26 protein-coding genes and 1 riboswitch are annotated in these 26,113 nt (G+C 65.1%); of the genes, 11 read left to right on the forward strand and 15 right to left on the reverse strand.

All coding sequences use genetic code 11. The annotated features are described in order from the left end of the window. Position 1: 1 nt before the first annotated feature. A complete protein-coding gene (locus CH296_RS08520) occupies positions 2-847 on the reverse strand; it encodes a patatin-like phospholipase family protein (RefSeq protein WP_032396808.1) in 846 nt (281 codons plus the stop codon). Between the two features lie 28 nt (positions 848-875). Next, positions 876-1,730, reverse strand: coding sequence for an alpha/beta hydrolase (locus CH296_RS08525; RefSeq protein WP_094629146.1), 855 nt, complete (start codon positions 1,728-1,730; stop codon positions 876-878). Between the two features lie 168 nt (positions 1,731-1,898). Here CH296_RS08525 and CH296_RS08530 point away from each other — a divergent pair, with 168 nt between their 5' ends. Beyond that, on the forward strand, positions 1,899-3,083 hold the full coding sequence (locus CH296_RS08530; protein WP_094684501.1) for an alkane 1-monooxygenase: 1,185 nt from the start codon (positions 1,899-1,901) through the stop codon (positions 3,081-3,083). Between the two features lie 4 nt (positions 3,084-3,087). Here CH296_RS08530 and CH296_RS08535 read toward each other — a convergent pair whose 3' ends face one another. Next, on the reverse strand, positions 3,088-4,290 hold the full coding sequence (locus CH296_RS08535) for an ATP-binding protein (protein WP_094684502.1): 1,203 nt from the start codon (positions 4,288-4,290) through the stop codon (positions 3,088-3,090). A gap of 228 nt (positions 4,291-4,518) precedes the next feature. Here CH296_RS08535 and CH296_RS08540 point away from each other — a divergent pair, with 228 nt between their 5' ends. After that, the gene (locus CH296_RS08540) at positions 4,519-4,995 is read left to right on the forward strand and encodes a 2-isopropylmalate synthase (RefSeq protein ID WP_094684503.1); all 477 of its coding nucleotides are present in this window, start codon (positions 4,519-4,521) and stop codon (positions 4,993-4,995) included. 48 nt (positions 4,996-5,043) lie between these two features. On the opposite strand, the gene CH296_RS08545 is transcribed toward CH296_RS08540, so the two are convergent. Beyond that, positions 5,044-5,580: a hypothetical protein gene (locus tag CH296_RS08545; RefSeq protein ID WP_230596940.1), complete on the reverse strand. Its 537-nt coding sequence runs from the start codon at positions 5,578-5,580 to the stop codon at positions 5,044-5,046. Between the two features lie 114 nt (positions 5,581-5,694). Here CH296_RS08545 and CH296_RS08550 point away from each other — a divergent pair, with 114 nt between their 5' ends. The 3 genes from CH296_RS08550 to CH296_RS08560 are packed head-to-tail and all read left to right on the forward strand — an operon-like array spanning position 5,695 to position 8,635. Then, the gene (locus tag CH296_RS08550; RefSeq protein ID WP_032396813.1) at positions 5,695-6,594 is read left to right on the forward strand and encodes a metal-dependent hydrolase; all 900 of its coding nucleotides are present in this window, start codon (positions 5,695-5,697) and stop codon (positions 6,592-6,594) included. Continuing rightward, positions 6,591-7,697, forward strand: a complete 1,107-nt coding sequence (locus CH296_RS08555; RefSeq protein ID WP_094684504.1) for a PDR/VanB family oxidoreductase — start codon at positions 6,591-6,593, stop codon at positions 7,695-7,697. The genes CH296_RS08550 and CH296_RS08555 overlap by 4 nt, the downstream gene beginning before the upstream one ends. Before the next feature lie 14 nt (positions 7,698-7,711). Further along, entirely contained in the window at positions 7,712-8,635 is a 924-nt protein-coding gene (locus tag CH296_RS08560) for an alpha/beta fold hydrolase (protein ID WP_094684505.1), read from the forward strand. Here the strand turns inward: CH296_RS08560 and CH296_RS08565 are convergent. Next, positions 8,611-9,546 (reverse strand): zinc-binding dehydrogenase, encoded by a 936-nt coding sequence (locus CH296_RS08565; protein WP_094684506.1) that lies wholly within the window; start codon positions 9,544-9,546, stop codon positions 8,611-8,613. The two genes, CH296_RS08560 and CH296_RS08565, sit on opposite strands and share 25 nt — an antisense overlap. 89 nt (positions 9,547-9,635) lie before the next feature. On the opposite strand from CH296_RS08565, the gene CH296_RS08570 reads away from it, so the two are divergent. Further along, a complete protein-coding gene (locus tag CH296_RS08570) occupies positions 9,636-10,223 on the forward strand; it encodes a TetR/AcrR family transcriptional regulator (protein WP_032396816.1) in 588 nt (195 codons plus the stop codon). A gap of 6 nt (positions 10,224-10,229) precedes the next feature. On the opposite strand, the gene CH296_RS08575 is transcribed toward CH296_RS08570, so the two are convergent. Together CH296_RS08575 and CH296_RS08580 are read right to left on the reverse strand one after the other, a co-directional pair. Continuing rightward, positions 10,230-11,498 carry an LLM class flavin-dependent oxidoreductase gene (locus CH296_RS08575; protein ID WP_094684507.1) on the reverse strand — a complete coding sequence of 423 codons (1,269 nt, stop codon included), beginning with the start codon at positions 11,496-11,498 and terminating at the stop codon, positions 10,230-10,232. 1 nt (position 11,499) lies between these two features. Then, positions 11,500-12,261, reverse strand: a complete 762-nt coding sequence (locus tag CH296_RS08580) for a 3-oxoacyl-ACP reductase (RefSeq protein WP_094684508.1) — start codon at positions 12,259-12,261, stop codon at positions 11,500-11,502. Between the two features lie 48 nt (positions 12,262-12,309). Then, a riboswitch (TPP riboswitch) is annotated at positions 12,310-12,402 on the reverse strand. Between the two features lie 105 nt (positions 12,403-12,507). Here CH296_RS08580 and CH296_RS08585 point away from each other — a divergent pair. After that, positions 12,508-12,822 carry a hypothetical protein gene (locus CH296_RS08585; RefSeq protein WP_094684509.1) on the forward strand — a complete coding sequence of 105 codons (315 nt, stop codon included), beginning with the start codon at positions 12,508-12,510 and terminating at the stop codon, positions 12,820-12,822. Here the strand turns inward: CH296_RS08585 and CH296_RS08590 are convergent. From CH296_RS08590 to CH296_RS08600, 3 genes are read right to left on the reverse strand one after another with little or no spacing between them, the layout of a single operon-like run. Beyond that, positions 12,812-14,107, reverse strand: coding sequence for an alpha-amylase family glycosyl hydrolase (locus CH296_RS08590; RefSeq protein WP_094684510.1), 1,296 nt, complete (start codon positions 14,105-14,107; stop codon positions 12,812-12,814). The two genes, CH296_RS08585 and CH296_RS08590, sit on opposite strands and share 11 nt — an antisense overlap. After that, positions 14,107-15,285 (reverse strand): alpha-hydroxy-acid oxidizing protein, encoded by a 1,179-nt coding sequence (locus CH296_RS08595; RefSeq protein WP_094684511.1) that lies wholly within the window; start codon positions 15,283-15,285, stop codon positions 14,107-14,109. Before CH296_RS08595 ends, CH296_RS08590 begins: the two co-directional genes overlap by 1 nt. Before the next feature lie 9 nt (positions 15,286-15,294). Then, on the reverse strand, positions 15,295-16,008 hold the full coding sequence (locus tag CH296_RS08600; RefSeq protein WP_094684512.1) for a type 1 glutamine amidotransferase: 714 nt from the start codon (positions 16,006-16,008) through the stop codon (positions 15,295-15,297). A gap of 48 nt (positions 16,009-16,056) precedes the next feature. On the opposite strand from CH296_RS08600, the gene CH296_RS08605 reads away from it, so the two are divergent. From CH296_RS08605 to CH296_RS08615, 3 genes are all read left to right on the forward strand, one after another. Continuing rightward, positions 16,057-18,009 carry a DEAD/DEAH box helicase gene (locus tag CH296_RS08605; RefSeq protein ID WP_254923866.1) on the forward strand — a complete coding sequence of 651 codons (1,953 nt, stop codon included), beginning with the start codon at positions 16,057-16,059 and terminating at the stop codon, positions 18,007-18,009. 93 nt (positions 18,010-18,102) lie between these two features. Then, positions 18,103-18,258, forward strand: coding sequence for a DUF6131 family protein (locus CH296_RS28880; RefSeq protein WP_094611554.1), 156 nt, complete (start codon positions 18,103-18,105; stop codon positions 18,256-18,258). A gap of 413 nt (positions 18,259-18,671) precedes the next feature. Beyond that, a complete protein-coding gene (locus tag CH296_RS08615; protein WP_052683845.1) occupies positions 18,672-19,430 on the forward strand; it encodes a GTP pyrophosphokinase family protein in 759 nt (252 codons plus the stop codon). Positions 19,431-19,496: 66 nt separating this feature from the next. Here the strand turns inward: CH296_RS08615 and CH296_RS08620 are convergent, their stop codons facing one another. After that, positions 19,497-21,080, reverse strand: a complete 1,584-nt coding sequence (locus tag CH296_RS08620) for an MFS transporter (protein WP_032396824.1) — start codon at positions 21,078-21,080, stop codon at positions 19,497-19,499. Positions 21,081-21,197: 117 nt separating this feature from the next. On the opposite strand from CH296_RS08620, the gene CH296_RS08625 reads away from it, so the two are divergent. Continuing rightward, positions 21,198-21,764, forward strand: coding sequence for a TetR family transcriptional regulator (locus tag CH296_RS08625; protein WP_094684513.1), 567 nt, complete (start codon positions 21,198-21,200; stop codon positions 21,762-21,764). A 164-nt stretch (positions 21,765-21,928) separates the two neighbouring features. Here CH296_RS08625 and CH296_RS08630 read toward each other — a convergent pair whose 3' ends face one another. The 4 genes from CH296_RS08630 to CH296_RS08645 all read right to left on the reverse strand — a co-directional run bounded on the left by CH296_RS08630 (position 21,929) and on the right by CH296_RS08645 (position 26,109). After that, positions 21,929-22,900, reverse strand: a complete 972-nt coding sequence (locus CH296_RS08630) for an NAD-dependent epimerase/dehydratase family protein (protein ID WP_094684514.1) — start codon at positions 22,898-22,900, stop codon at positions 21,929-21,931. 82 nt (positions 22,901-22,982) lie between these two features. Further along, positions 22,983-24,302 carry an MFS transporter gene (locus tag CH296_RS08635; RefSeq protein WP_032396826.1) on the reverse strand — a complete coding sequence of 440 codons (1,320 nt, stop codon included), beginning with the start codon at positions 24,300-24,302 and terminating at the stop codon, positions 22,983-22,985. Continuing rightward, positions 24,299-24,847 carry a 3-isopropylmalate dehydratase gene (locus CH296_RS08640; RefSeq protein WP_045197542.1) on the reverse strand — a complete coding sequence of 183 codons (549 nt, stop codon included), beginning with the start codon at positions 24,845-24,847 and terminating at the stop codon, positions 24,299-24,301. The genes CH296_RS08635 and CH296_RS08640 overlap by 4 nt, the downstream gene beginning before the upstream one ends. Further along, positions 24,844-26,109: an aconitase family protein gene (locus tag CH296_RS08645; RefSeq protein ID WP_373557275.1), complete on the reverse strand. Its 1,266-nt coding sequence runs from the start codon at positions 26,107-26,109 to the stop codon at positions 24,844-24,846. The genes CH296_RS08640 and CH296_RS08645 overlap by 4 nt, the downstream gene beginning before the upstream one ends. Positions 26,110-26,113 lie beyond the last annotated feature (4 nt).

Genomic DNA, 26,113 nt, shown 5'->3' on the forward strand with positions numbered 1-26,113 from the left:
TCTAGACCCAGAACTCGGCGATGCGTTCTGCGATGGCATTGCCCTGCGCTCGTCCGGCCACGGCTGCAGCCGATCGAACTGCGATGTCGGTGGCATCGGGGCCGATGGCGGCCGACGAATCGGCGTCGGGGGCAACGACCTCCACCTTCGAGCCACCCTTGATCAGCCGCTCTCGTTCGACGTCGAAGGGGTCGTGCTCCAGATCGAGGGCACCGACCCTGAACACCAGCACCTTCTCGAAACCGACTGCCAGATCGGCATTCTCGCTCGCCCGGATACCGCCGTCGACATAGCGGTGATCGCCTATGGTCACCGGCGGCCACATTCCCGGGATAGCGCAGCTCGCGGCCACGGCGTCGATCAGCTGGACGCCCGAGCCACGATCGAGTACCCGATGCCGACCGGTCACGGCATCGACGGTGACGATCCGTAGATCGCGATTGGGCCACGTGTGCGACGGCAGCCGGCGTTCGATGATCGCCCTGCGCTCGCGCTCGGAGATCGTCGAGGCCGCCAGAGCTTCGGTGCCGATACGCCGACGCGTGTCGATCGCACTGCCGTCCGAGTTCTGGGCCGCCCGAGCCAGCATGGCGACCAGCTCGTCGATCGTCGCCTCGGCATGCGGTTCGTGGTCCTGCTTGGCCTCGTCCGCCTGACGCTCGAACAGCTCGGCCAACGTGGCTCCGCTCGAGATCTGGGCTGCGACAGAGGACCCCGCCGAGGTCCCCAGCAGCATCTCGGCGTCGCTGACGTCTGCTCCCGATTCGGCCAATCCCAGTAGGACACCCGTCTGCCACGCAATACCTGCGACTCCGCCGCCGCCCAATACGAGTGCTCGCCTGGTCATGGTCGTACCCCCTTCTTCGAAAGATCCGTCAGGAACTTACAGCGCCGGTGTGTACACGGGGACGTAGCCAAGCGATGAGGTCGTCGAGTACGCGCTCCTTCTCCGGTTCGTTGAACACTTCGTGGAACAGTCCGTCGTACTTCTTCAGGGTCAGGTCGTCGGATCCGGCCCGCTCGGCGATCAGTTCACTGCCCGAGACATCGGCCAATCGGTCTGCAGTTCCGTGCTGCAACAGCACGGGAATCCTCAGCGCAGGCAGTCGCGTCGGAAAGGTCTCACCGACGCCCAGCATGGCTGCGGCCAGGCCGGCCGAAACCGCGCCGTGGTAGCCCAGCGGATCGGCGACGTAGGCATCGACCACGTCGCGATCGCGCGAGACGAGAGCTGGGTCGAGCTTCAGCACGGGAACTGCCGGTACGAAACGTCCGAGGACCTTACCCACGGCCACCAGGGCTTTCGGCTGACCGACACTGGGGGCCACCGCGGGCCCGGACAGCATCAGGCCGTCGAGGTCGTCTTGGTGGTCGAGGGCGTACGACAGTGCGATGGCGCCACCCATGCTGTGGCCGAGCAGGAAGGTGCGCTGATTCGGATGCTCGGCGGCGGCGATGCCGAACAGTGTGTGCAGGTCGTCGGTGAAGTCGGACCACTTCTCCAGCGACACCCGTTTGCCGCCGGATCGTCCGTGGCCGCGGTGGTCGGGTGCATAGACGACGAGCCCGAGGGAGCCGAGTCGTTCGATGACGTGCCGGTACCGGCCGGCGTGCTCGGCCAAGCCGTGAGCCAGCACCACGATCCCGGTCGACGTGGTCTCCGGTGTCCAGACGTCGTAGACGATTCGGGTTCCGTGAACGCCGACGAACGACGACTCGACATGCTTCATTCGGTCACCGTACAAGGGCGGCGGGGCCTTCGACGGCTCATCGGCGAACCCACAAATTTTTGCTTGGGTAACTATCATCGTGGAACGGGCGATGTAGTTGTGACACGCCACTACCGATCAGTCCTCGCACCCCGGGGCACGGCACCGACCAGGAGTGAAGAATCAAGAATGCGTGACGAGTCCGCCACGAGCACGTCGCCGCGGTGGCGCGACCCCAAACGCTACCTGTGGCCGCTGGGGTTGATCATTCCTCTGAGCCCGTTCCTGGCCTGGGGGCTGGTATCACTCCTCGGCCCCGGGGCGTTCTGGACCCTCGGCCTGATGATCATGGGTGTCGCCCTACCGCTGGTGGACAGGTTCGCCGGGGTGGATCGCAGCAATCCCCCGGACGAGGCGATCGCCGCGCTGGAGAACGATCCGTACTACCGCTGGTGCGTTTACCTGTTCCTGCCGCTGCAGTACGCGGGGCTCGTCGCGGCCTGTTATCTGTGGGCGCACGGGCCATTGGGAGTTCCCGAGCGAATCGGCCTCGCGATCACCGTCGGAATCGTCGGTGGAGTGGGCATCAACGCCGCGCACGAACTGGGTCACAAGCGGGCGCGCCTCGAACGTTGGCTCTCGAAGGTGACGTTGGCACAGACCCTGTACGGACACTTCTACGTCGAACACAACCACGGACACCATCTGCGTGTAGCGACCCCGGAGGACCCGGCATCGGCGAAGTTCGGCGAGTCGTTCTGGAAGTTTCTGCCGCGCACCATCGTCCACGGCCTGCGCTCGGCCTGGACGCTGGAATCCCGACGCCTCGCCCGGCAGGGCCTGTCACGGTGGTCGTACCGAAACAATCTTTTCAACGCTGGGGCGATGAGCGTCGCCCTGTTCGCCGTACTGATCGCCGTCTTCGGCACCGTGGTCGTTCCGTACCTGCTGATTCAGGCCGCGATCGCCATCGTGCTGTACGAGGCAGCGAACTACCTCGAGCACTACGGATTGCTGCGACAGAAACGGCCGAGCGGCCGCTACGGAAAGCCGACCCACCGGGACAGCTGGAACAGTGACCACCTGTGGAGCAACCTGTTCCTCTACCACCTGCAACGGCACAGCGACCATCATGCGAATCCGGTGCGCCGATACCAGTCGTTGCGCACCGTCGACGAATCCCCGCAGCTACCGGCCGGCTACGCGGTGATGATCTTCTGTGCGCTGGTTCCGCCGCTGTGGCGCACGGTGATGGATCAGCGTCTGGTCGACTTCTACGACGGTGACGCAGACCTCGTCAACGTCGATCGGTCCGACGCGAGGGCAGTGCGGAAGCTCGAGCAGCTGTGTGTCGAGCGCGCCGAGGCGCACTGACAGCTCACACCGCTGCAGGTTCGTCGGTCTGCGCGCGCAGGTAGCGGCCGAAGTGCGGCACCGTGAAGGCGATGGTTCCTCGTTCGGCCGAGTAGATCAGGCCCTTCTTGATCAGTCCGTCCCGCGCAGGCGACAGTGACGCCGGCTTGCGCCCCAGCTCGGTCGCCACGGCCGAGGTCGGTACCGAGCTGTCGTCCACCGACAGTTCGGCCATCGCACGCATGTATTCGCGCTCGGCCGGCGTTGCCCGTTCGTAGCGAGAACCGAAGAATCCGACGGCCAGTTCCTCCTCCGCCGTCGGGGCGGCGACGCGCACGTCCTCGACGGTGATCGGGGTGTCGGCCGCGAGGTCCCACGTCGCCTTGCCGTACGCCTGGACGAAGTACGGGTAGCCGTCGGCGGCCGCGTACAGCGCATCCAGAGCGTCCGGAGTGAATTCGACGTCCTCCCGGTCGGCCGGGGCGATCAGGGCCAGATCGGCCGCCGCTCGTTCGAGTCGGCCGATCCGGTGGTAGCTGAACAGGCGCTCGGAGTAGCTCTTGGACGCCGAGAGCACCGCGGGCAAGTGCGGCAGCCCGGCCCCGACGATGATCAGCGGCGCGGTGTCCTGGCTGAGCTCGTGGCAGGCCGCACACAGCGCGGAGATATCGGCGGGTCCCAGATCCTGCATCTCGTCGATGAAGATGGCGATGCCCACGCCCACGTCGCCGGCCAGCGCGGAGGCGTCGAGCAGCAGTTCCACGAGGTCGATCTCGATGTCGCCGGAGTCGGCGCGGCCGGTCTTGGCCGGGACGTCGATGCCGGGTTGCCAGCGTTCCCGCATGCCCTTGTCCGCGGTGGCGCGCAGTGCGAAGGCCTTGAGCACGCCGAGGAACTCGTCGACGCGTTCGGGATCGCGGTGAGAGGCCGCAATCCCACGAACCGCCATGTGCAGCGCCGACGACAGCGGTCGACGCAATTCCTGGTCGGGGCGAGCCTCGATCTTGCCGGTGCCCCATCCGCGGGCGATCGCGGCGGAGCGGAGTTGGTTGAGCAGCACCGTCTTCCCGACGCCTCGCAGCCCGGTGAGTACGACGCTGCGTTCGGGTCGGCCGCGGGTGATGCGTTCGAGCACGACGTCGAAGGCGTCGAGCTGCTTTTTTCGGCCTGCGAGCTCGGGTGGGCGCTGGCCGGCGCCGGGAGCGTAAGGGTTACGCACGGGGTCCATGGGGCCAAAGTTACAACGAATCGTGCGATATATGCGGACATCTAGCTCGTGTCCTAGAGATCTGTATTCGCTCGATACTTGCGCGGCAGTCCAGGTCGCGGCTAAGTTCGTCGCTGTGAAGCGCATTCTCGTAGTACGCCGCCGTAGCGGGGTCTGATTCGGACCGACCCCTCGCTGCGGGTCGTCGTGCTATCTCGGTCCTCCCTTCACATCCGGAAGACCACTCCCATGAATGCACTTGCTTCTTCTATCGCCACAGACCCTTTCCACGGCCGTTTCGGCTGCGCTCTACCGCGCACGATGCGGGACCAGATCGCCGAGTCCACCTGGCACTCCATGACGTGGACGGCCTTCACCGACCGCTTCTCGCCCACCACCGGGCCTCTTCGGCTCGGATCGTGGACCGGGACGAAATCCACCGGTTGCAAGATCGAGTTCGACGCCACCTTCGGCATCGGCGACACGATCATCGCCTGTGCCGCAACGACATACGGTCCAATCGAGGCGTTGACGTCGATGCTCCACGACGCCGGATTCCGGATCGAGATCCTCTCGTTCCACCAGCAGATCATCGGCGACGAGACGGCAACCTTCATCCTCGCCGAGCACGACGGTCGTCGCGAATGGTCGATGGGCATGGCTGCCGACGCCGACCTGTCGTCGATCAGGGCTGTCCTCGCCGGGGCGAACATCCTGCATCGGTAGCGCTTTCTTCCCCTGTCTAGCGCTCGTGCAAGACAGGGGAAGATCTCGCTAGGGCATCTCGATCGTCTCGGCTCGGTGGACTTCGGCCAGTGCACGGCGCAGGTAGGTCTCGGCGCGACCGCGACGCACCGCGAGTAGGTCCGCGACCACCAACAATGCGTGTGCAGGCCTGGGCTTCGTACGTGATTGCTGTTCGACGTCGGCGACGCCCAAGGCTCCGGTGAGCACCTCGACGAATCCCGCGATGTCCAGGTTCGGCAGCCAGTCCGCGCCGCGCACGGTCCGGCCCAGTACCTCCTGGACGTTCTCGCCGGTCAATCCATCGCTATGTACCTCTTCGAGCAACGTGCGTACCATTTCGGCATGCACGTGCCCGGCCTGCGCCGAGTCCGAGCGGCCCAGTAGTTCGACGGCGTCGTCGAACGCGATCGGATCCCGCGCCGCAACGGCGGCGAGGGCATCGTTCGTGGCATCGGCGATTCTTCGGACCTCGACGGGCCATTCGGCAGGCCAGGCGATGGGGACGCGACTCGGGGGAGTCGACGCCGGGGCAGGGGGAATCGACACGGGGGAGGAGTCGGTCATCACAGCAGTCTCTCACTCGACTCCGACACGGTTCCTTTTACCTGTAACTGGTGTTTATACTAAAGCGCGCACTGTGGCATCGGCCACACATGCGGATGTGGAGGAAGTGGCTCGATGAACGAACGGAACACCGTCGCCTCGGATCCCGGCGAAGTGATGCTGCAGGCCAGGAACGTGAAGTTCGACTGGACCGATCTGCCGATGCACTGGGTGCCGGGTGACCCGTACACCACGCACGTCCTCAACGTGCTGCACCTGTTGCTGCCTGCCGGTGAGCACTGGTTCGTCGACACGTTCAAAGAGGCCCTGCCGTACATCGACGACGAGAAGCTGCGCGACGACGTCATCGGCTTCATCGGCCAGGAGGCCGTGCACGCCGAGGCCCACACCGGCGTACTCGTTCACCTCGAGGCCAAGGGGCTCGACCCCAAGCCTTTCACCGATCAGATGGAATGGACCTTCGGCAAGGTACTCGGAGCCGATTCGGTGACGAGTCTGCGGGCGAAGAACAACCTGGTCGAGCGCTTGGCCCTGATCGCAGCCATCGAACACGTGACGGCGTTCCTCGGCGACTGGGTGCTCAACGCGGACGGTCTCGACCGCGCGGGCATCCACCCCACCATGCTCGATCTGCTGCGCTGGCACGGTGCCGAAGAAGTCGAGCACCGCTCGGTCGCCTACGACACGCTCCGATACTTCGACAAGCGCGAGGTCCGTCGCCTCCGAACCTTCGTGCTGGTCGTGCCGTTGATGGCGTACATCTGGATGCGCGGGATCATCTTCCTGATGAAGAACGACCCGGAGCTGCAGTCCGCCCCGAGATCCGTGCGCAAGCCTCGGTCGGCTCTGTGGCGGAAGTCGGTCAGACGCGGCACCCTGCCCGCGTTGACGCACGTCGGTCGCAGCATGTCGCGCTACCTCAGGAAGTCGTACCACCCCAGCCAGGAGGGCTCGACAGCGCAGGCCGTCCGATACCTCGCGTCCTCGCCGGCCGCGCAGGCTGCGGCGAGGTGAAGCTCACCTCGCGTCGCGTCCCGCGGCTGCTTCCCAAGGATGCGCCGCCCGATCTGCGCGGACGGGCACATCCCGATCGGTCGATGCAGCTTCTCGGCACGTTTCTCAACGGATACATGCGTGCGGCTGCCGGTGCGGAGTACGACGAGGCCGTCGCCGGCCACAATCCCGATTCCGCGTTGACGTTGGTCGTCACCGAACGCGAGATCGTCGCCGAGGACAACGATGTCGCGGCCATCACGCTCGCCTCGCCGACGGGGGATCAGCTGCCGATCTGGCATCCGGGCTGCCATCTCGATCTGCACCTGCCCTCCGGCCGCCGCCGCCAGTATTCGTTGTGCGGCAACCCGGCCGATCGCAGCTCCTACCGAATCGCGGTACGTCGAATCCCCACCGGCGCAGGTGGATCCATCGAGATGCACGGGCTCGAGCCGGGCACCGAGGTGACCGTCCGCGGTCCCCGCAACGGATTCCCGTTCGTCGGTGAGGGCAGCGCCCTGTTCGTCGCAGGCGGCATCGGCATCACTCCCATCATCGCGATGGTCCGAGCGGCACGGATTCTCGGCATGGACTGGCAGTTCGTGTACTGCGGTCGATCTCGCGACACGATGCCGTTCCTCGACGAGATCGAGAGCTGGGAGTCGGACCGCGTGTTCGTGCGCACCGACGACGTCTACGGTTACCCCACCGAGGGCGAACTACTCCAGCGTGCACCCGCAGGAGGTGCCGTCTACTGCTGTGGCCCCACCCCCATGCTCGACGCCGTGCGCCGCGATTTTCGCCAGTGCCCGGCCACGGCACTGCATTTCGAGCGTTTCGGCCCGCCGCCCATTCTCGACGGCACTCCGTTCGAGGTGCAGCTGATCAGCACCGGTGCCGTGCTCGACGTCGCGGCCGACGCGTCGGTGCTGACCGCGGTCAAGGAACAGAAACCGAACATCGCATACTCGTGCCAGCAGGGCTTCTGCGGTACCTGCAAGGTTCGGGTGCTCTCGGGTGAGCCCGAACATCTCGAATCTCGGCTCACTCCCGAAGAACAACGTGATCACATGCTCATCTGCGTCTCCCGGGCACGCAGCGGGCGTCTCGTAATCGATCTATAGAACGGAAAACACTGTTGAGCAGCAACGCAGTTCGGACGACGGTCGTCAACGAGGGGATCCGCCTGGCGGTGTTCGAGAGCGGCAACCCCGACGGTGATCCCATCGTCCTCGTCCACGGGTGGCCCGATACCCACGATTTGTGGAGCCACATCGTGCCCCAGCTGGAGGACCGCTTTCGGGTGATCAGCTACGACTCCCGCGGAGCAGGCGAGAGCACGGTTCCCACCGAGCAGTCCGCCTACAAGCTGGCGCGTCTGGCCTCGGATTTCTACGCTGTCGCCGACGCCGTCAGCCCCGACGCCCCGGTACACGTGCTCGCCCACGACTGGGGTGCCGTGGAGGTATGGGAAGCCGCGGCCCAGCCGCGCGCGAAGGACCGAATCCGCTCGTACACATCCATTTCCGGCCCGAACCTCGATCACCTCGGCAAGTGGTCGCAGTCGCGATTGCGCACACCCACTCTCACCGGTATCAAGCAGGTGCTCGCCCAGGTACGCGCGTCGTGGTACACCGTCACCTTCCACATCCCCCTCCTCGCCAAGCTGCGGATCAAACGGCAGTTCGCCAAGGGATGGCCCGCGTTTCTCGAAGAGTTCTCGGGCGTCGATCCCTCCCTCGTCACCCAGAACCCCACGCTGTGGTCCGACGCCACCAACGGCACCAATCTGTACCGCGCGAATATTCTTCCCATTCTGGGCAATCCACGCGACCGACACATCGACATCCCGGTCCACCTCATCGTCAACACCGAGGACGTCGCCGTGCGGCCGTATCACTACGACGACACCGGCAAGTGGGTGAAAGACCTGACCCGCAACGACATTCCGGCCGGACACTGGTCGCCGATCTCCCATGCCGACGACATCGCGAGGTTGACGCGAGAATTCATCGACTCGCTGGACGCGCGAGCCGGTCAGGGGACCAATATCAGTTTGTGACGGGTGAGTGGGGCTCGCTTCCACGCGCTCGCCACCTCGGCCAGCGGGACGTTCTCGTACTCCACGGTGATCTTGCCTGCCACGGCCCACTCGGTGAGGGTTCGGTAGGCCTGCGCCGTGGCATCGGGCCCGTAGTGCAGCGGCATGAAGCCGACGACGGTCGCCCCGAGCGATCGAAGGAGCTGCGCTGGTAGGGCGACCTCCGCACCGGCTCGGTCGCCGACCTGAACCAGACGAACGAGCCGATTTCCTGCGCGCAGTGCGGCCAGAGCGACTGTGCCCCAGGTGTAGTCGACCACGACGTCCGCGCCGGAGGATGCGTGCCGAATGGCGGAAGACAGTTCGTCGACGCTCTTGTCGCCGACGGCCACCGTCGCTGTGGCACCGAGTTCCCGGGTGGCGTCGAGTGCGCTCTCGTCGCGCCCTACCACGGTGATCGATCCGGCCCCGAGCAGCGTGGCGGCCTGCACGGCCAATCGTCCGACGACCCCGGTGCCACCGAGAATCACCACGCTCTCCCCGTCCTTCATCCGGCCGCCGTGGGTCAGCGGCATCAGCGCTGCCAGTCCGGCGTTGCCGAGCGTCGCGGCGGTCGAGAAATCCAGCCCATCGGGTAGTTCCACGAGCGACGCCGTCGGTACCAGCGCCTGCTGGGCCATCGAACCGTAGGGCGGGACCGGCGGGCAGAAATAGACTCGGCGGCCGTCCTGCGTGGTGCCCGTGCCTTCGATACCGCTCACGGTCGGCAGTGACTGCGGGCTGAGGTAGTGGGTGCCCGCGGCGATGACGATATCGACGGCGTTGAGAGTTGCCGCCGCCACGTCGATCACCTCCATGCCGGGTGCCGGTTCCGGGTTGGCGTGGTCGGCGTACGTGGGCACTCCGAATTCGGTCAGAACTGCGGCTTTCATCCGTCCCCCTGTGAAGCGAATCGATATTCACTGAATCGGAATTCAGTGTGTATCGTGACGGCAGAGGTGTCAACAGGGAGGGTGTGACGATGGCGGCCACGAGCCGGGCGCAGCAGGCCGAACAGACGCGCATCGAGCTGGAGAACGCCGCCCGCGTCGTGTTCGCCCGGTCCGGTTACCTCAACACCAAGATCGTCGACATCACCCGGCAAGCCGGCCGCGCAGCGGGGTCGTTCTACAACCATTACTCCGGCAAGGACGAACTACTGCTGGCGTTGGCCGAGCAAATCGGTGTGGATGCGGACATCATCGTCGCCACTCAGGATCCGACGGCCCGCGACCGCCCCACGATGCGGCCACACGTGGAAGTCTTCTGGCAGTTGATGACTCGACACCGCGTGGTGATCGATGCCCTCCGCGACGCCGCACTCGTCAATGCGGACTTCGCCGAGCGAGTGCACCGATTCACGCAGGTCCAGTTCGAGCCGTGGGTGAACCGCCTCGCGAATTTCGAGAAGGCGGGCGTCGAGCTACCGGCATCCCCGGCCACCACCGCGATGCTGATCGGCGGTGCGGCGGAGAACTTCGCCCGGCTGTGGCAGGGCTCGCCCGAGCAAGGACTCGACGCTCTGGTGGCGTTCGTCGATCGGGGCGTCTTCGGTCCGGCCGCTCGGTGAATCCACTCAGTGAGCCAGGTGCCCACGCAGCGTCGACGCGGTGTACTCCGATCGAAAGAGACTGCGCTGCTGCAATATAGGGACCACCTGATCGACGAAGTCGACGAGCGAGTCCGGGTAGCGAGGGCACATCAGATTGAACCCGTCGGCACCGCGACCGATCCACGACTGCATCTCGTCGGCGACCGACTCCGGTGTACCGATCATCGTGGCGTGTCCACCACCCGCCGCGAGGGTGCCGAGCAGTTCCCGCACGGTGGGGACATCCTTCTCGATGATCCGCAGAATCGTCTCGTAGCGCCCCTGCGGTCCGGTGAACTCCGCTGCCGGTGGCAGCGTCGGTACCGGAGCATCGAGTTCCCAAGCAGCGCAGTCCTGCCCGGTGAATGTCGACAGCATCGCCAACGACTGCTCGGTGGGGAGCAGCCGATCCAGTTCGGCTTTCTTGCGGCGGGCTTCGTCCATGGTCGAGCCGATATAGGTCACCAGACCCGGCATGATTCCCACCGTCGCGCTGTCGCGACCCGCATGGCGGATTCGCGTCTTCACGTCCTCGTAATAGCGTTGCGCTGCCACGAGATCGTAGGCGACGGCGTAGATCGCCTCGGCATACTTGGCCGCCAGTTCGCGGCCCGGTCCCGACGCTCCGGCCTGAAACAGGACCGGACGACCCTGCGGCGACCGCGGTACCGTCAACGGACCGTCGACCCGAAAGTGCTTGCCGTCGTGATCGATCGAGTGCACCTTGGCCGGATCGGCGTAGTTGCCACACCGATCGAGTGTCAACGCGTCGGCATCCCACGAATCCCACAGCGCCAGAGCCGTATCGACGAATTCCTCGGCGCGCGCGTAGCGCTCCTCACGAGCCGGAATTGCGTCCATTCCGTGATTGCGCGCCTCGGCGTCGAACATGGAGGTGACCACGTTCCAACCGGCCCGGCCGCCGCTGATGTGATCGAGCGACGCCAGCATGCGTGCCGCATGGAACGGGGTGTAGAACGTCGACGACACGGTGGTGACGAGCCCGATGCGCGTGGTGGCCCTGGCCATGGCCGACAGCGCGGTGATCGGCTCGAGGAACCAGGTGCCGGCCCCGGCGGGATCGCGAACCGAATGTCCGTCGGCGAAGAACACGGCGTCGAACTTTCCCCGTTCGGCGAGTTGCGCGAGTTCCTCGTAGTACGAGATGTCGCCCAGGTCCTCCACCCGCGAATCGGGGTGCCGCCACGCCGCACTGTGGTGCCCGCAACCGTAGAGAAAAGCGTTGAGGTGCATGTCAGTCCTTGACCAGGCCGCCGTCGACGACGAGGTTCTGACCGGTGACCGACCGCGCCCACGGCGAGGCGAAGAACAACAGTGCGTCGGCGAATTCCTCGGGGGTGGTGACGCGTTGCAGCGGAGTCGACGCAGCGATGAAGTCGAACACCTCGGCCGGAGTGGCCGCGCTGGCGTCGGTGGTGCGCAGCAGTCCACCCGAGACCATGTTGACGGTGATGTTGTCCGCGCCCAGATCGGCGGCAAGAGTGCGGGTCAGCGAGAGCAGCGCTGCCTTGGACGCCGTGTAGTCGTGGTACGGCACCACCGGATTCTGGAACAAGTTGGTGCCCACGTTGACGATTCGGCCGAACCCGGTCTCGCGCATACCCGGCAGTGCAGCCTGGGTGGTGAGCAACGCCGCGCGGACGCTGCCGCGCAGTTGCGCGTCGAAACGCTCCCAGGTGATGGTGTCGGCCTTGGGGCGGGCATCGCCGTCGAAGGAGAAATCGGCCAGAGCATTGTTGACGACGGTGGTGATCGGGGTGCCGAAGCGCTCACGTGCAGTGCCGAACAGCGCCGCGACGGCCGACTCGTCGGTGACGTCACCCTGCACTGCGATCGCGTTCTCGCCGAGCCGGTCTGCCAGCGCCTCGGCGGCATCTTTGCTGTTGCGGTAATCGATCACCACCCGTGCACCCTGACCGGCGAACGCCGCGGCGATCGCTGCCCCCAGTCCGCGTCCACCGCCGGTGATCAACACTGTCTGCTCGTCGAATTTCATGCGCCTCGCCTCTCGTTCGAGGTCGGGACCGTCACGAGGGGACAGGAATACCGAACGTCACGACATTCCCTTCGCTGGTCCTAACCAGATCAGGTTCGACGGGTGTGTTCTCAGCCCCTGGGGGCACCCCGTGTCGCGCTCGACTGTACCCACCGGTCTCGGCAGGACGCTGCATTGCCGTCGATACGGCTCTCTAGCTCAGTTGATAGATACCCGAATACGACGATGACAAGCTACTGTGCCGCCATGGCCGAACGCGTCTACCTGGAGTATCGCCTCGACGAGAACGTCATCTTCGTTCTCGACCACCGCACCGTCGAGGTGTTCGACGCCGCCGTGAGGATCGCATCGGGCGGGCGCTGTCGGTGGCATGTGGATCAGCTCGGCGTGGACGCGAAGCCGACCCGGGACGGCACCAAGATCGTCCTCGGTCTGCGAACATCCGACGGCAGCATCGGCTACTCGGGCGACCGAATGAAGTTCACTGTCACCGACGAGAAGTTGCCGCACCTGCTGGCATTCTTCGACCGCGCGAAAGCGGCCAGGGCCCTCAACCGATGACCGCCCAGCCGTGCGGCGGAACGTTCACCCGCCCGTCGTTCAGGCCCGCTTCCCCGGCCAGCACCTCCCTGCCCTCGACCGCGTAGTCGATCGCGTCGTCGCCGAGATTCAGTGCCACGGTGATCGACTCGCCGTCCGCAGAAGCTCGGTAAACGAGTGCGGTGTTGGTGAGCTCGAGAGTTTCGGTGCGGGCGGAGTACAACCACGGGCTTCGGCGTCGTAACCCGATCAGCTCCTGGTGAATTCGGAACACGGGCCAGCCGTACGGGGCCAGATCGTCCGGGGATTCGGGGTACTCCGGACGCACGTCGTCATCGCCGCCGACGCGGTCTTCCTTGATGCCGCGGAACGCTTGCTCGTCGCCGTAGTAGATCATCGGCATACCGCCCACGGTGAACAGAACCACCAACGCGTGCAGCAGATGTCGCTCGTCCTCGATGACGCTCGCGATGCGATTGACGTCGTGGTTTCCGACGAATGTGGCGGGTACGAAGGCGTCGAGCCAGCCGTTGTGCCGCTCCAGTGCGTGCGAGAGCTCGAAGAAGTTCCTCTCGCTCAGACCGCTCCATATCGCCTTCCACAGCTCGTACTGGGTGACCGAATCCAGCGTGGAGGCCGAGACGATTCGGTCGTAGTCACCGTGAATCACCTCGCCCAAAAAGTATGCGTCCGGGTGCTTTTCGCGAACCTTCGGCAGTACCGCCGCCCAGAAGCGCGGCGACACCGCATAGGCCGCGTCGAGTCGCCAGGCGTCGACGCCGCGTTCGAGCCAGTGCGAGAGCACGTCCACGACGTACTGCTGCACGTGTGGGCTCTCGTGGTTCAGCGCAACCAGTTCGTCGTGCCCCTCGAAGTTGCGATGCGTCGGCTCGTCGCCGGACCAATCCAGATAGAACCACCCGGCGGCCTCGGAGTCCGGTCCCTCGGCCAGGGCCTGACGGAACTTCGGAAAGCTCTGTGCCACATGGTTGAAGACGCCGTCGAACATGATCTTCAGGCCGCGTGAGTGCGCTGCGGCGATCAGTGAGTCGATGTCCTCGTCGGTGCCGAGCCTGCCGTCGACGTGGTGGTAGTCGACCGTGTCGTAGCCGTGCTTCTCGGATTCGAAGATCGGACCGAGGGCGATGCCCGACGCGCCGAGCTCGAGTGCGTAGTCGAGCCACTTCTCGATTCTGTTCAGCCGGTGCAGCTCCGCTTGGGACTCCCCGTCCCAGCCGTGCACCGGTGCGCCGGTGAATCCGAGTGGGTACAGATGCCACCAGATGGCGTGCTTCGTCCACTCCATCAGGACTCCACGATCGAGTCGCGGCCGAGCTCGCCCGCACCGGTGTGGCCGGACAGGCTGGTCACCAGATCGAATTCGGCCAGCAGGCAACGCAATACGTGCGCCACGCCCTCCTGTCCACCGAGTGCGAGTCCGTAGAGGAACGGTCGGCCGAGCAGTACCGCATCGGCCCCGAGCGCGAGGGCCTTGGCCATGTCGGCTCCGGTGCGCACGCCCGAGTCGAACAACACTGTCAGTTGCTCGCCCACGGCGTCGACGATCGAGGGCAATGCGTCCAGTGATGCTCTGGCCCCGTCGATCTGACGACCACCGTGATTGGAGACGACGATGCCGTCGACGCCGTGCGCTGCGGCTTCTCGCGCGTCACCGACGGTGCAGATTCCCTTGAGCACGATCGGACCGTCCCAGTGCTCCCGCAGGAACGAGAGGTTCTTCCACGACAGCCCGGGGTTGGGGAACATCTGCGCCCAATGCATCGCGGCGGCAACGGGGTTCTCCTCGACGGGCTGGGCCAGCCCGGCCTGGAACGCCGGATCGCTGAGGTAGTTCTCGATGCCGAGGTTGGCCAGGAAGGGAAGATACCCTCGGTCGAGATCGGCGGGCCGCCAACCCAACAGGGTCGTGTCGAGGGTCAGCACCAATGTGGTGAACCCGGAATCCTTCGCGCGCTGCAGAAAGCTCAGCAGTACCGATTCGTCCGTCGGCCAGTACAGCTGATACCAGCGGGGAGCGTCGCCACCCGCCTCGGCGATCTGCTCGAACGAATGCGATGCCTGCGTCGAATGTATGTACGGCACACCGAGTTCCGCAGCTGCGCGGACGGTGGCGAGCTCGCCATCGGGGTGGGCGAGGGTCTGGATTCCCACCGGTGCGATCAGCAACGGAGCGGGCATGTCGGTGCCGAGCACGGTGCACGCGTGGTTGCGGGCCGCTGAGCTCCGCAGCATCCGCGGCGTGATGGCCCACCTGTCGAACGCCGCCCGGTTCGCACGAGCCGTCGAGCCACTGCCCGCACTGGCGACGATGTAGCCGAGAGCCTCGGGCGAGAGCTTCTCGGCAGCCTGATCCTCTAACCGCGCCAGGTTGGTGGTGATCGACGGTGTCTGTTGCGCGAACATCCCGGCGGCGTAGATGCCGAGTTGGTGATCGCTGAAGTTGCTGGGCCTGGCCTCGGTCATCGTTCGACCCTACCGGGGCACCGTCGAGGCTCGGGCGAGAAACGAGTCCAGCAGAGCCGAGCACCGCAACCGAGCCGCAGGTTCGGCGTCGGCGATGGCTCGGCGAATCTCGTGCACGTCCACCTCGTGTTCGACGCCGTCGCGGTCCCATGCGGCCGCCCACGCGTCGTACGTGTCGAGGTCGATTTCGGGGTGGAACTGCAGTCCGAGGTGCGGTCCGTGTACGAACGCCTGTTGTGCGGCCCCGTTGCGGGCGATCACCGTCGCCTCCGGGGGAGCGACGAAGGTGTCTCCGTGAAACTCCATCCACGGGCCGACGGCGACGAGCTCGGGATCGGACGACTCGACGTCGACGAAACCGTACTCGGGATGCTCGGACTTGCGCACGCTGCCGCCGAGCACCCGAGCGAGCAACTGACCGCCGAAGCAGACACCCAGGATCGGGACCTGCGCGTCGACGGCCTGCCGTACGTATGCGATTTCCGGCGCGAGCCAGGTCAGCGTGTCGTCGTACGCAGCGTCGGGCGAGCCCATGACCACCAGCAACTGCGCCTCGGACAGCGACGGCGGCGCGGTGTCGGGACTGTGATCGAAGGAGTGCACGTCCAACTGGAAACCCCTGCTGCGCAATTCGGCGTCGAGGGTGCCGATGTCGCGTCGCGCGAGAGCCGGGTCCCGGTCGTGGACGAGTACTACGGCGCGCGGGTCGTTCGTGTATGTCACAGGGCTCCTTTACGGTGTTCGTGCACACCGTACGACAGACTGGATCCGATGCCACCTCGTAGACGCACAGCCCGATCCACCACTGCCCGCACCGTCAAGGCTGGGCAGAGCAGCGCTGCGCGAAAGTTCGCGGCCGCGAAGAACGGTGAGCCGGCACCGAAGAAGGCCGCTGCTCCGAAAAAAGCCGCACCACGCAAGCGGGCCGCTCCGCGCAAGACCTCGCCGCGCAAGACTGCTGCCCCCGATCTGCGGGTACCCGATCCCGGTGAGCGCGTCTGGGTGCTGGACGTGCCGTTCGAGGATCGGTCGGCGGCAGGCGCTGCCGGAGCGCGCTGGTATCCGGGCCCTCGGGTGTTCGCGTACTACGGCACCGAGTTGCCGGAGTATCTGCAGCCGTACGAGTCGATGCCGTACAGCCTGCAGCGGTGGCTCGAGGACGACGCGAACGAGAATTGGCGTGACGAAGCTGTGCGAGAGCGGGCGATGCAGCCTCGCGACACCCAACTCGAGTCCGTCGGGCGCCATCTCGCCGCCCTCGAGGCCGGTTTCCCGTACTTCGCGCAGATGGATTCGACGGGTCTGGGCAAGACGCTCGCGGTGTGCGAGGCCGTCCGGCAGATGTCGGCGGCCGAGATCGGCACGGTGCTGGTGGTCGCACCCAAGGGCGCGCTGCCGGGGTGGCGTCGCACCATCGCAGACAGCGAGGCAGACATCGAGCCGTCCGAGCGCAAGCGTTGGCTGCTGATCACCTACCAATCGACGAAGAAGCTCCTGTCGGTTCCGCCGGAGACCGATCTGGGCAAACGCAAACGGACACAGAACAAACGGACCATCTCGCTCGGTGAATTGCGGTTCGACATGGACGTGGTGATCGCCGACGAGTCGCATGCGCTGATGAACATCGAATCCCAACAGTCGCAGATTCTCTGGCGGTATCAGGAGGCGGCCCGTTCGGTGGTGTGGATGTCTGCCACGCCCGGCTATCAGCCGCTGCACTTCGCTTACATGGCTCGGGCGGTGGAGCGCAGTCGCGGCGTCGAGATCCTGGGCGACGAGGAGTACCTCGGGTACGCGGTGACGATGAAGTGGGCCGAGTTCCTCATCGAATCCGGGTTCGCCGTGAAGGCGGGCAAGGCGACGACGGGGTTGACGACGTGGCGCTGGGAGCCCGAGGACGCCGCCCGCCGCGCACGTGACATCGCGGCCGTACATGGCTGGCTGTCGGGAGGCACTGTGCCGTGGTCGATTTCGCGTCCCTCGCCACCGACGCCCCGCGAACCGCTCGGGCAGGAACTCACTGCCGCCCAGAAGCGGCTGTACAACTCGGCATGGGTGGACTATCGCAAGGAAGTCGGGCTGCCGATCTGGAAGGCCGTGGGCGGAAAGCGCGTGCTGCAGAAGAACCCGAGTACTCGCGCGGCCACGCTGCGGTTTCGCCAGAAGTGCTCGTACTTGCGCATTCCCGCGTCCGCAGACCAGGTACGGACGTGGGTCAAGGCAGGCAATCAGGTGTTCGTCTCGATGTTCTACCGCGAGTCGGTCGCCGCGCTCGCGCAGACTCTGCGGGACGAGGGTCTCGATGTCGCCGTGGTCGACGGCTCCATGAGCAGCCCCGAGCAGGAGGCATCGATCAGACGTTTCCAGACCGGGGCGGCGTCGGTCATCGTGTCGACCACCACCAGTGCAATCAATCTGCACACCAACGAGTTACTGCTGCCCGAGGGGACGGTCTCGACCCTGGCCCCGCGCGTGACGCTGATTCACGACCCGAGGTGGACACCGATCGACATTCGCCAGATCGAGGGGCGTGCGAACCGAATCGACAAGGACCACAACCACACGACCTCGACCTGTTACTACGGTTACGCCGAGGGCACGGTCGAAGAAGAGATGGTTCTCACCGGCATCGAGCGCATAGCAGACCTGGGATCGATCGTGGGGCAGGCGGATCTGATCGACCCGGAGGCCTTCCTCGCGGCGAAAGTCGACGCCGGAAAATAACGGCAATCGTGATCGATCCTCCACCTGACGCGGGTGCGTTCGGTCCCATCGGCATTCGTCGGTAGCGGGCTCACAGATGCACCAGGAGTAGTCATGATCGTTCTCGGAATCATCCTCGCACTCATCGGTTATTTCGCCGGCATATCAATTCTGACGACTATCGGCATCATCCTCGTGGTCGTCGGCGCGGTTCTGACGCTGCTCGGTTCGATGGGGCGCGCAGTCGGTGGCCGCAAGACGTGGTTTTGACCCACACGTTAGAACACACGTTCGATTTCTGTTAGTCTGAGCGTGCCCCCGGAGTTGGCGATGCGGCCAGCGGAGCCACTTCGGGCGGTCCAGAGCGGACTGTACGGATTCTCGAAGGCGGTCGCACGCAATGGCAGTCGAACCCGAGCCTGCGGCCGGCTCGCTCTATCGCGTCGGGGATCGATGGGCCGAGAGAGCACCGAAGCGTTGTGGCAACGGTCATCGGCTCGTCGCAGGGTCGGTTCTCGTCGGTTCGCGGGCATGTTCGTGTGAACTCGGACATCACCGGACGCATCAGTGCCAGTCCTGTGGCGTCGTGAGATTCACCCCCGAACTGGGCCCGTCGTGCAGTGATGCAAGCTTCGATTCGCGCGCCGCGCGCGCCCGACCTGCCGTCGTGGACAATCGTGTTCATGAACGAGGTCATGAAGAACAGTGAAACCGCGGTCGACCTGGGTCGACTCAGGCACGATTTCACGCGATTCATGATGAGCTACAAGTTCGGGATCGACGAGCTGATCACCAAGATCAACATCCTCAAGCAGGAATTCACCCACATTCACCGCTACAGCCCCATCGAACACGTCTCGTCGAGGTTGAAGACGCCCGAGAGCATCATCGACAAGGCGCAGCGCAAGAAGTGCTCGCTCAATCTCGACGCGATCCGCGAGAACATCTTCGACGTCGCGGGTGTGCGCATCACCTGCAGCTTCATCTCCGACACCTACCGCATTGCCGACATGCTCAGTAGCCAGAGCGATGTGCGCGTCGTCGAGACCAAGGACTACATCGCGAATCCGAAACCAAACGGCTACAAGAGTTTGCACCTGATCGTCGAGATTCCGGTGTTCATGTCCGACCGCGTCCAACCGGTGCTCGTCGAGCTGCAGATCCGAACCATCGCGATGGATTTCTGGGCAAGCTTGGAACACAAGATCTTCTACAAGTACCGCGGAGAAATTCCGCCCACTCTGCTGGCCGAACTGACCGAGGCCGCCGAGAGCGCGAACAAGCTCGACGAGAAGATGGAAAGACTGCACGACGAGGTGACGGAGCTCAACGGCGATGCCGAGAACTCCATCACCCTCGGTTCGATGCCACCGTTGGCATTGCCGCCGGAGTTGTTGCACATGCTGCTCACCGCGCAGGCCGACGCGATCGACCCGGACTGAGAACACGTTCGAAAACGTCGAACCCCGCTGCTCGACGGGTGAGCAGCGGGGTTCGTCCTGCGTGACCTATCCGATGTGCACCGGGGTGTCGCCGACGGGCAGGTCGTCCTTCTTCGCGCGGACGAGCACCAGCACGACCGGGCACACCAGCGCGACGAGGATCGCGGCGGTCCCGAAGGCCCAGGCGTAACCCGAGACCTCGGCTGCGAAGGCGTGGTCGATGGTGGCCAGCACGAAGTTTCGGATCGGCTCCGGCAACGCGGCCAGTACTTCGTCGCTGGGGATCTCCTGGCTCGCGAGAGCCTCGGCAGGAACTCCGGCAGGCGGAGTCGGTGCCGGGTTCTCGGCCAGGTACGTGGACTTGGACGAGGTGTACACCGTGGTGAACACCGCCGCGCCGAGTGCGCCGCCGACCTGCAGAGTGGCGTTGATCAGCGCGGATGCGGCACCTGCGTCGTGATCGGGCACTCCGATCAGCGCGACGTTCTGCATCGGCACCATCAGCAGACCGAGACCGAGGCCGAGCAGCACGACGCCCGGGAGGACGTGCGTCCAGTACGAGGTGTCGACACCGATCTGCGTGAGCAGCAGCAGGCCGATCGCGGAGACGACGGGACCGACGGTCATCAGCGGCTTGGGCCCGATCTTCGGCACCAGCGCGGAGGCGATTGCAGCGGTGATCAGGATTCCACCGGTCATCGGTAGCGACGCGACGCCGGCGATCACCGGGCTCATCTCGAGCACGATCTGGAAGTAGAACGTGAGGTACAACGTGCCGCCGAGCAATGCGGCACCGATGACGGCGGATCCGATGTACGCGGCACCGCGGTCCCGATCGAGCAGCACACTGAGCGGAAGCAACGGGTTGTCCGACTTCGACTCCACCACGACGAAGGCCGCGAGAAGAGCGAGGCCGAGGGCGATGAAGGAGATGGTCGGTACCGTCGCCCAGCCGTCTTCGGCTTCGGTGAAGCCGTAGACCAGCGATGCCAGCCCGAGTGCGACGAGGATCGCGCCCGGCAGGTCGTAGCGAGTGTCTCCGTGCGCCTTGCTTTCCTTGACCAACGGCACCGCGGCAGCGATGGCAACCACGGCGACCGGGATGTTGACGAGCAGGCACCAGCGCCAGTTCGCGTATTCGGTGAGCACTCCGCCGAGGAGCAGGCCGACGGCTGCGCCGCCACCGGCGATCGCTCCGAACACGCCGAATGCCTTGGCTCGTTCCTTGGTGTCGGTGAACGTGACCGTCAGGATGGCCAGTGCTGCCGGTGCGAGCAGTGCGGCGAAGACGCCCTGGCCGGCGCGCGCGATGAACAGCTGCCAGCCCTCCTGGGCGAGTCCGCCGATTGCGGAGGCAACTGCGAAGCCTGCCATGCCGACGATGAACGAGCGCTTGCGTCCCCAGTAGTCGGCGATGCGTCCGCCGAGCAGCAGAAGTGCGCCGAACGACAACGCGTAGGCGGTGATGACCCAGGCGCGGCTGCTGTCGCTGATACCCAGGTCCAGCTGAGCCTGCGGCAGCGCGATGTTGACGATGGTGCCGTCCAGCACGATCGTGAGCTGAGTGATGGCGACGATGCAGAGCACCAGCCATCGGCGCTCGTAGTTCGGGTTGAGATCCGGCGATTCTCGCTCGGAGAGCTGCGACATGTTTCTACCCCACTCGTACTCGTCGATTCTCGGGCACGAAAATGTCCCGATCGAAAAGGTAGGCGATGCCGTCCGAGGTGTCAAACGAACTAGTTGGTAGGCGGTATCGTGGCCGTCATGAAGCCTGACGCCAGCGCAACCCGCGCCCGCATCGTCGCCGCCGCTCGCGCAGAATTCTCCGAGCACGGACTGGCCGGAGCACGAGTGGATCGCATCGCCGTCTCCGCCAAGGCCAGCAAGGAACGCCTGTACGCCTATTTCGGCGACAAGCAAGCTCTGTTCCGAGCCGTGATGGAGGACGGATTCACCCGATTTCTCGAATCGGTTCCGTTCACCGCCGACGATCTGGGGCGATACGCCGCCCGCGAGTATCTACACTTCGCCGCGCACCCCGAGGAACACCGATTGCTGCTGTGGACGCAACTTCAGGGCGGCAAGGGCGCGGCAGGCGTGGAGAAGGTCCGATCGGTATTCGCCGAGCGACGAACGGCTGTGGCCGCGGCACAGAAGAAGGGGACGATCTCGGACGCGTTCACCGTCGACGACCTGTTCACCATGATCTTCGGCATCACCTCGTCGTGGATGACCGCGCCGGGTAACGACTGCGGAGCCGTCGACGACACCGAACACCAGCGTCGGGCGTCGATCATCGAGGGCTCGGTACGACGACTCTGCGCTCCGTAGCGTTGTCTATCGTTCTCTAGCTTTGGGTCGAGAGAGACGAATAGTGGGGTAGCGGGACCGGTTTCCCCGCAAATGCGCGCGCGTTTGTCAGACGCGCGCGATTTCGACACCGATCCTGTGGCAATTCCGAACGCGTCCGACGATTCCGCGCGCGTCTGCCGAGTTCACCGCCCCGCCAGAATTGCCGCCTCACGCTCGGCCGAGAGTCCGACGGGCGGCCGATCGTCCCTCATCGGCGTCCGTCCGTTCAGCGACTGCAACCACATCCACGTGTCGGCGATGGTCTCCTGAATCGGACGAGTCCGGAACCCCGCAGCGAATGCCTTCGAGACATCGGATGCATGCAACGAATCATGGTCGGCCCCCGGCGGAATCCAGATCGGGAGCTCCGTCCACGGCCGCACGCCTGCAGCGCTGAGTACGTCCGGCTCCACCCAGCACAGCCGAGCATCGGAGCGGGTGGCTTGGATGCAGGCCTGCAGAACGTCGTCGATCGTGGCATGACCTGGCCGGCTCACCACGTCGTACGCGCCCCCGAGACCCCGGACCGCTGCATCCAGACTCCAGGCAACGAGATCGCGGGCATCGACATATTGCAGTGCCAGGTCGGCGGGACCGGGCGCGAGCACATCGCCAGCGCGCTCGATTCTGTTCAGCCACCAGGGAAGTCGGCCGATATTTTCGTAGGGTCCCAGGATCAGCCCGGCGCGGACCAGCAGCGCTCGAGCGCCGAACGCTGCAGCAGCGGCCCGCTCACCGCCGAGTTTGCATCGCGCATAGTCCTCGCCAGGCCCGTGGACCGTCGGCCAGGTCTCGTTCGCTCCTGCCTCGGGCGCGTCGTACACGGATCGGCTCGAGACGTAGATGTAGCCATCGACTCGACCGACGAGCGTCGCCGACGACCGCTCGACGGCGCTCGGCTCCCATGACCAGGTGTCGAACACCATGTCGCAGTTACCTTCTCGAATCGCATTCAGCCCACCGGTCGCGCGTCTGTCTCCACGGAGTTGGTTGACCCGGGGATCCGACGGGGTCGTGCCGCGATTGAGTACCGTGACGTCCCACTGCAGATCGAGGGCGTGTTCGACGGCGCATCGCCCCACGAAGTCGCTTCCGCCGAGGACCAATAGCTTCATGTACCCAGTGTGCCGGTCATCCGGTCCGCGCTGCCGTCGACCAGCCTGATGGGATCGCTGCTGACAGCAGAGCAGCTCCAGCTTACACGGGGAGCGTGCTGTGTCCCGTCTCCTTGATGGTCAGCACCGTCGCAACACCGATGGCGCACACGCCCATCACCCAGTACGCCGGTGACATCGCGTTGCCGGTCGATTCGACCAACTGTGCGGCGACGTACGGCGCAGTTCCGCCTGCGGCGATCGTTCCGATGTTGAAGCCCAACGACACTCCGGTGTAGCGAACCGATCGCGGGAACAGTTCGGTGAACAGCGGGAACGCCGGAACCTGTACGACGCCATTGAGCACCATGTAGACGAAGTAGACGACGCCGACGATCAGAATGCTCGACGTGGCACCGAGAATCATGAAGACCGGTAGCGCGATGATCACGTAGGCCACATAGCCGAACAGCAGTACCGGTTTGCGGCCGAATCTGTCGGTCAGCATCCCGCTCAACGGAAAAGTGGCGCAGGCCAACGCAATTGCCACCGCCGACGTCCAGTACACCGAGTCCTTCGAGAACCCGAGGTCGTTGATCAGGTACACGCTGAAGTAGGTCAGTCCGATGTATCCGGATCCGTTCATCGCGATCGCGATGCCGACGACGCGGAGCACCGACCACGGTTGCTTCCTCACCACGTCACTCAACGGGCTCTTGGCTACCTCATTCTTGGCTGCCATTTCCTCGAACTCCGGGCTGTCCTCCAGCTTCAGCCGGACACGGAGACATACGAACGCCAGGGGCAGAGCAAGCAGGAACGGGATGCGCCATCCCCAGGACGACATTTGTTCGTCGGTCGTGATCAGAGCGACGACCCCGACGACGGCGGCAGCGACGGCGAAGCCGAGTGTCGATCCCACCGGCGTGAACGAACCGAAGAATCCACGACGGTTCGGCGGTGCCGATTCGGCGATGTAGGTTGCGGCACCGCCGATCTCACCGCCCGCCGAGAATCCCTGGGCGAGCCGGACGATGACCAGCAGAACCGGGGCCAGCACGCCGACGCTCGAGTGCGTCGGCAGCAGGCCGAGAATGCCGCAGGCGACGCCCATGCACACCACGGTGATGACGAGGGCGTGCCGACGACCCTTACGGTCTCCGAGTCTTCCGAAGAAGATTCCGCCGAGCGGACGGGCGACGTAGGCGACGCCGAAGACCGCCAAGGTCGCCAGTATCGATACGCCGGGGCTGGTGGATGGGAAGAACAGCGGTGCGATGACGACGGCGAGGAAGCCGTAGACCGCGAAGTCGTAATACTCGATGAGCGTGCCGACACCTCCGGCGAGCGCAGCTCGGCGCGCGGTCGTGGTGTCCGCCTTGGGCGGTGCGACTCCTGCGCGGGAGTGTTCGGTGTTCGTCATCGCGCTGATCCTTCTGTAAGTGGTTGCTTGCTTCGGTGTTCGGAGAGAAGCAGTTCGTACGACCCTCCTGCTTCGATGACGGCGACCGTGCGGGCATTCGGTGGATGACCGGTGATCGTGGTGCCGTCCGCCTTCGACACCTCGGCCCGACGCCAGTCGAGTCCGACTACGTCACCGACGGCCACCGCGTCCGATATTCCGGGGACGGTGATCAGGGGCATACCGTTGAAGGTCTCGCCGCGCCAGAATCCGGGCGAGAACGATTCCGCCACAACGGCACTGATGCCCAGGTTGCGCAACGCCACCATCGGCGGATAGTGCGGATGTCCGTAGCCGAAGTTCCGCCCACCGACGATGATGTCTCCGGGGCGAACTCGATCGACGAAATCCGGGTCGTACGCCGCCATGCAGACCGATCTGAGGTGATCGGGGTCGTAGGACTTGATGTTCGCGACACCCACCACCAGATCGATGTCGAAGTCGTCGCCGAATATCCACGCGACTGCGCCGTCGATGACGTCGGGCGGGGGCGGGTATGCGCTCATGACCCCACCTGCGCGATCGTACCGGCGAGGGCGCTGGCCGCGACGGTGAAGGGCGAACCCATGTAGATGTTGGCGTCGGAGCTACCCATTCGCCCTGAGATGTTCAGCACCCCGGTGGAAATGCAGTTCTCGCCGGCCGCGAGGGGCTTCTGGTATCCGAAGCAGAAGTCGCAGCTCGACACCGCGATATGCGCGCCCGCCGAACGCAGGATGTCCAGCAGCCCTTCGCTTTCGGCTTGATCGTGCACCTTCTGCGAGGTCGGCACCACGTTCAACTCGACCCCGGGTGCGACCGTCCGCCCGTCGAGCACCAGAGCCGCCGCGCGCAAGTCTTCGATGCGGCCGCTGGCACAGGACCCGATGAACGCCTTCGTGATCGGTATTCCGGCCAGATCGGCGGCGGTATGCGTGTTGGCGGCACGGGCCGAGCCGGGCTGCACCACCTGCGGAACGATGGTGGACAGGTCGATGGTGTGGCGGGCCGCGTAGGTGGCGCCCTCGTCGGGGAGCACGGGGCTGAACGCGTGCCGGGCGACGTCGTGGACGTAGGCGAGCGACAGCTCGTCGGGTTCGAAGATCGCCGAGACCGCTCCGGTGAACATCGCCATCCCGCACAGTCCCTGGCGGTGGTCGATCTTCATCGACCGCGCTCCGGACCCACCGAACTCCATGACCTGGTGGGCGCACCCGTCCGCACCGACCAGGTCGATGATCGTGTGGACGAGATCGCGACTGTCGACGCCGGGGCCGAACTCACCCACGAGGTCGAACCGGGTGGTGGCCGGGATGTCGACGTACAGCTGTCCTGTCACCCATGCCTCGATCAGATCGCGCCGGATGCCCCAACCGAGTGCACCGAAGGCACCGATTCCGCTGATGTGCCCGTCGAAGTGGACGAGGAAGTCTCCTGGCGTCGCGAGTCCGAGTTCGGCGGTGAGTTGATGACCGATGCCGCGACCCTCGTGCAGTTCGATGCCGTAGAACTCGCACCAATCTCGCGTGATCTGGTGCACCTCTTGTTCTTTGGCGTTCTTCTTGGTGAGCATGTGGTCGATGAAGACGACGTATCGCGCCGGGTCGTCGAGTTCGGTGATGCCGAAGTCCTCGCGCATCTGCCGGAACATCACGTCGGTGTAGCCCGGGAAGTCGTAGGCGATCATCCGTGCGGGTCGCACGGCATGATTCTCTCCGGCGTGCACCACATCGGCATCACAGGTTCGGCCGAGGATCTTCTCGACCATCGTCAGTGCGTCGGAACTCATACCG

The organism is Rhodococcus sp. 14-2496-1d, assembly GCF_002259365.1.
Taxonomy (GTDB): domain Bacteria; phylum Actinomycetota; class Actinomycetes; order Mycobacteriales; family Mycobacteriaceae; genus Rhodococcoides.

What these genes read in the sequence shown, in the direction of transcription:
- CH296_RS08520 (WP_032396808.1), bottom strand. Translation starts at nt 847, where the DNA reads ATGACCAGGCGAGCACTCGTATTGGGCGGCGGCGGAGTCGCAGGTATT.
- CH296_RS08525 (WP_094629146.1), bottom strand. Translation starts at nt 1,730, where the DNA reads ATGAAGCATGTCGAGTCGTCGTTCGTCGGCGTTCACGGAACCCGAATC.
- CH296_RS08530 (WP_094684501.1), top strand. Translation starts at nt 1,899, where the DNA reads ATGCGTGACGAGTCCGCCACGAGCACGTCGCCGCGGTGGCGCGACCCC.
- CH296_RS08535 (WP_094684502.1), bottom strand. Translation starts at nt 4,290, where the DNA reads ATGGACCCCGTGCGTAACCCTTACGCTCCCGGCGCCGGCCAGCGCCCA.
- CH296_RS08540 (WP_094684503.1), top strand. Translation starts at nt 4,519, where the DNA reads ATGAATGCACTTGCTTCTTCTATCGCCACAGACCCTTTCCACGGCCGT.
- CH296_RS08545 (WP_230596940.1), bottom strand. Translation starts at nt 5,580, where the DNA reads ATGACCGACTCCTCCCCCGTGTCGATTCCCCCTGCCCCGGCGTCGACT.
- CH296_RS08550 (WP_032396813.1), top strand. Translation starts at nt 5,695, where the DNA reads ATGAACGAACGGAACACCGTCGCCTCGGATCCCGGCGAAGTGATGCTG.
- CH296_RS08565 (WP_094684506.1), bottom strand. Translation starts at nt 9,546, where the DNA reads ATGAAAGCCGCAGTTCTGACCGAATTCGGAGTGCCCACGTACGCCGAC.
- CH296_RS08570 (WP_032396816.1), top strand. Translation starts at nt 9,636, where the DNA reads ATGGCGGCCACGAGCCGGGCGCAGCAGGCCGAACAGACGCGCATCGAG.
- CH296_RS08575 (WP_094684507.1), bottom strand. Translation starts at nt 11,498, where the DNA reads ATGCACCTCAACGCTTTTCTCTACGGTTGCGGGCACCACAGTGCGGCG.
- CH296_RS08580 (WP_094684508.1), bottom strand. Translation starts at nt 12,261, where the DNA reads ATGAAATTCGACGAGCAGACAGTGTTGATCACCGGCGGTGGACGCGGA.
- CH296_RS08585 (WP_094684509.1), top strand. Translation starts at nt 12,508, where the DNA reads ATGGCCGAACGCGTCTACCTGGAGTATCGCCTCGACGAGAACGTCATC.
- CH296_RS08590 (WP_094684510.1), bottom strand. Translation starts at nt 14,107, where the DNA reads ATGGAGTGGACGAAGCACGCCATCTGGTGGCATCTGTACCCACTCGGA.
- CH296_RS08595 (WP_094684511.1), bottom strand. Translation starts at nt 15,285, where the DNA reads ATGACCGAGGCCAGGCCCAGCAACTTCAGCGATCACCAACTCGGCATC.
- CH296_RS08605 (WP_254923866.1), top strand. Translation starts at nt 16,057, where the DNA reads ATGCCACCTCGTAGACGCACAGCCCGATCCACCACTGCCCGCACCGTC.
- CH296_RS28880 (WP_094611554.1), top strand. Translation starts at nt 18,103, where the DNA reads ATGATCGTTCTCGGAATCATCCTCGCACTCATCGGTTATTTCGCCGGC.
- CH296_RS08615 (WP_052683845.1), top strand. Translation starts at nt 18,672, where the DNA reads ATGAACGAGGTCATGAAGAACAGTGAAACCGCGGTCGACCTGGGTCGA.
- CH296_RS08620 (WP_032396824.1), bottom strand. Translation starts at nt 21,080, where the DNA reads ATGTCGCAGCTCTCCGAGCGAGAATCGCCGGATCTCAACCCGAACTAC.
- CH296_RS08625 (WP_094684513.1), top strand. Translation starts at nt 21,198, where the DNA reads ATGAAGCCTGACGCCAGCGCAACCCGCGCCCGCATCGTCGCCGCCGCT.
- CH296_RS08630 (WP_094684514.1), bottom strand. Translation starts at nt 22,900, where the DNA reads ATGAAGCTATTGGTCCTCGGCGGAAGCGACTTCGTGGGGCGATGCGCC.
- CH296_RS08635 (WP_032396826.1), bottom strand. Translation starts at nt 24,302, where the DNA reads ATGACGAACACCGAACACTCCCGCGCAGGAGTCGCACCGCCCAAGGCG.
- CH296_RS08640 (WP_045197542.1), bottom strand. Translation starts at nt 24,847, where the DNA reads ATGAGCGCATACCCGCCCCCGCCCGACGTCATCGACGGCGCAGTCGCG.
- CH296_RS08645 (WP_373557275.1), bottom strand. Translation starts at nt 26,109, where the DNA reads ATGAGTTCCGACGCACTGACGATGGTCGAGAAGATCCTCGGCCGAACC.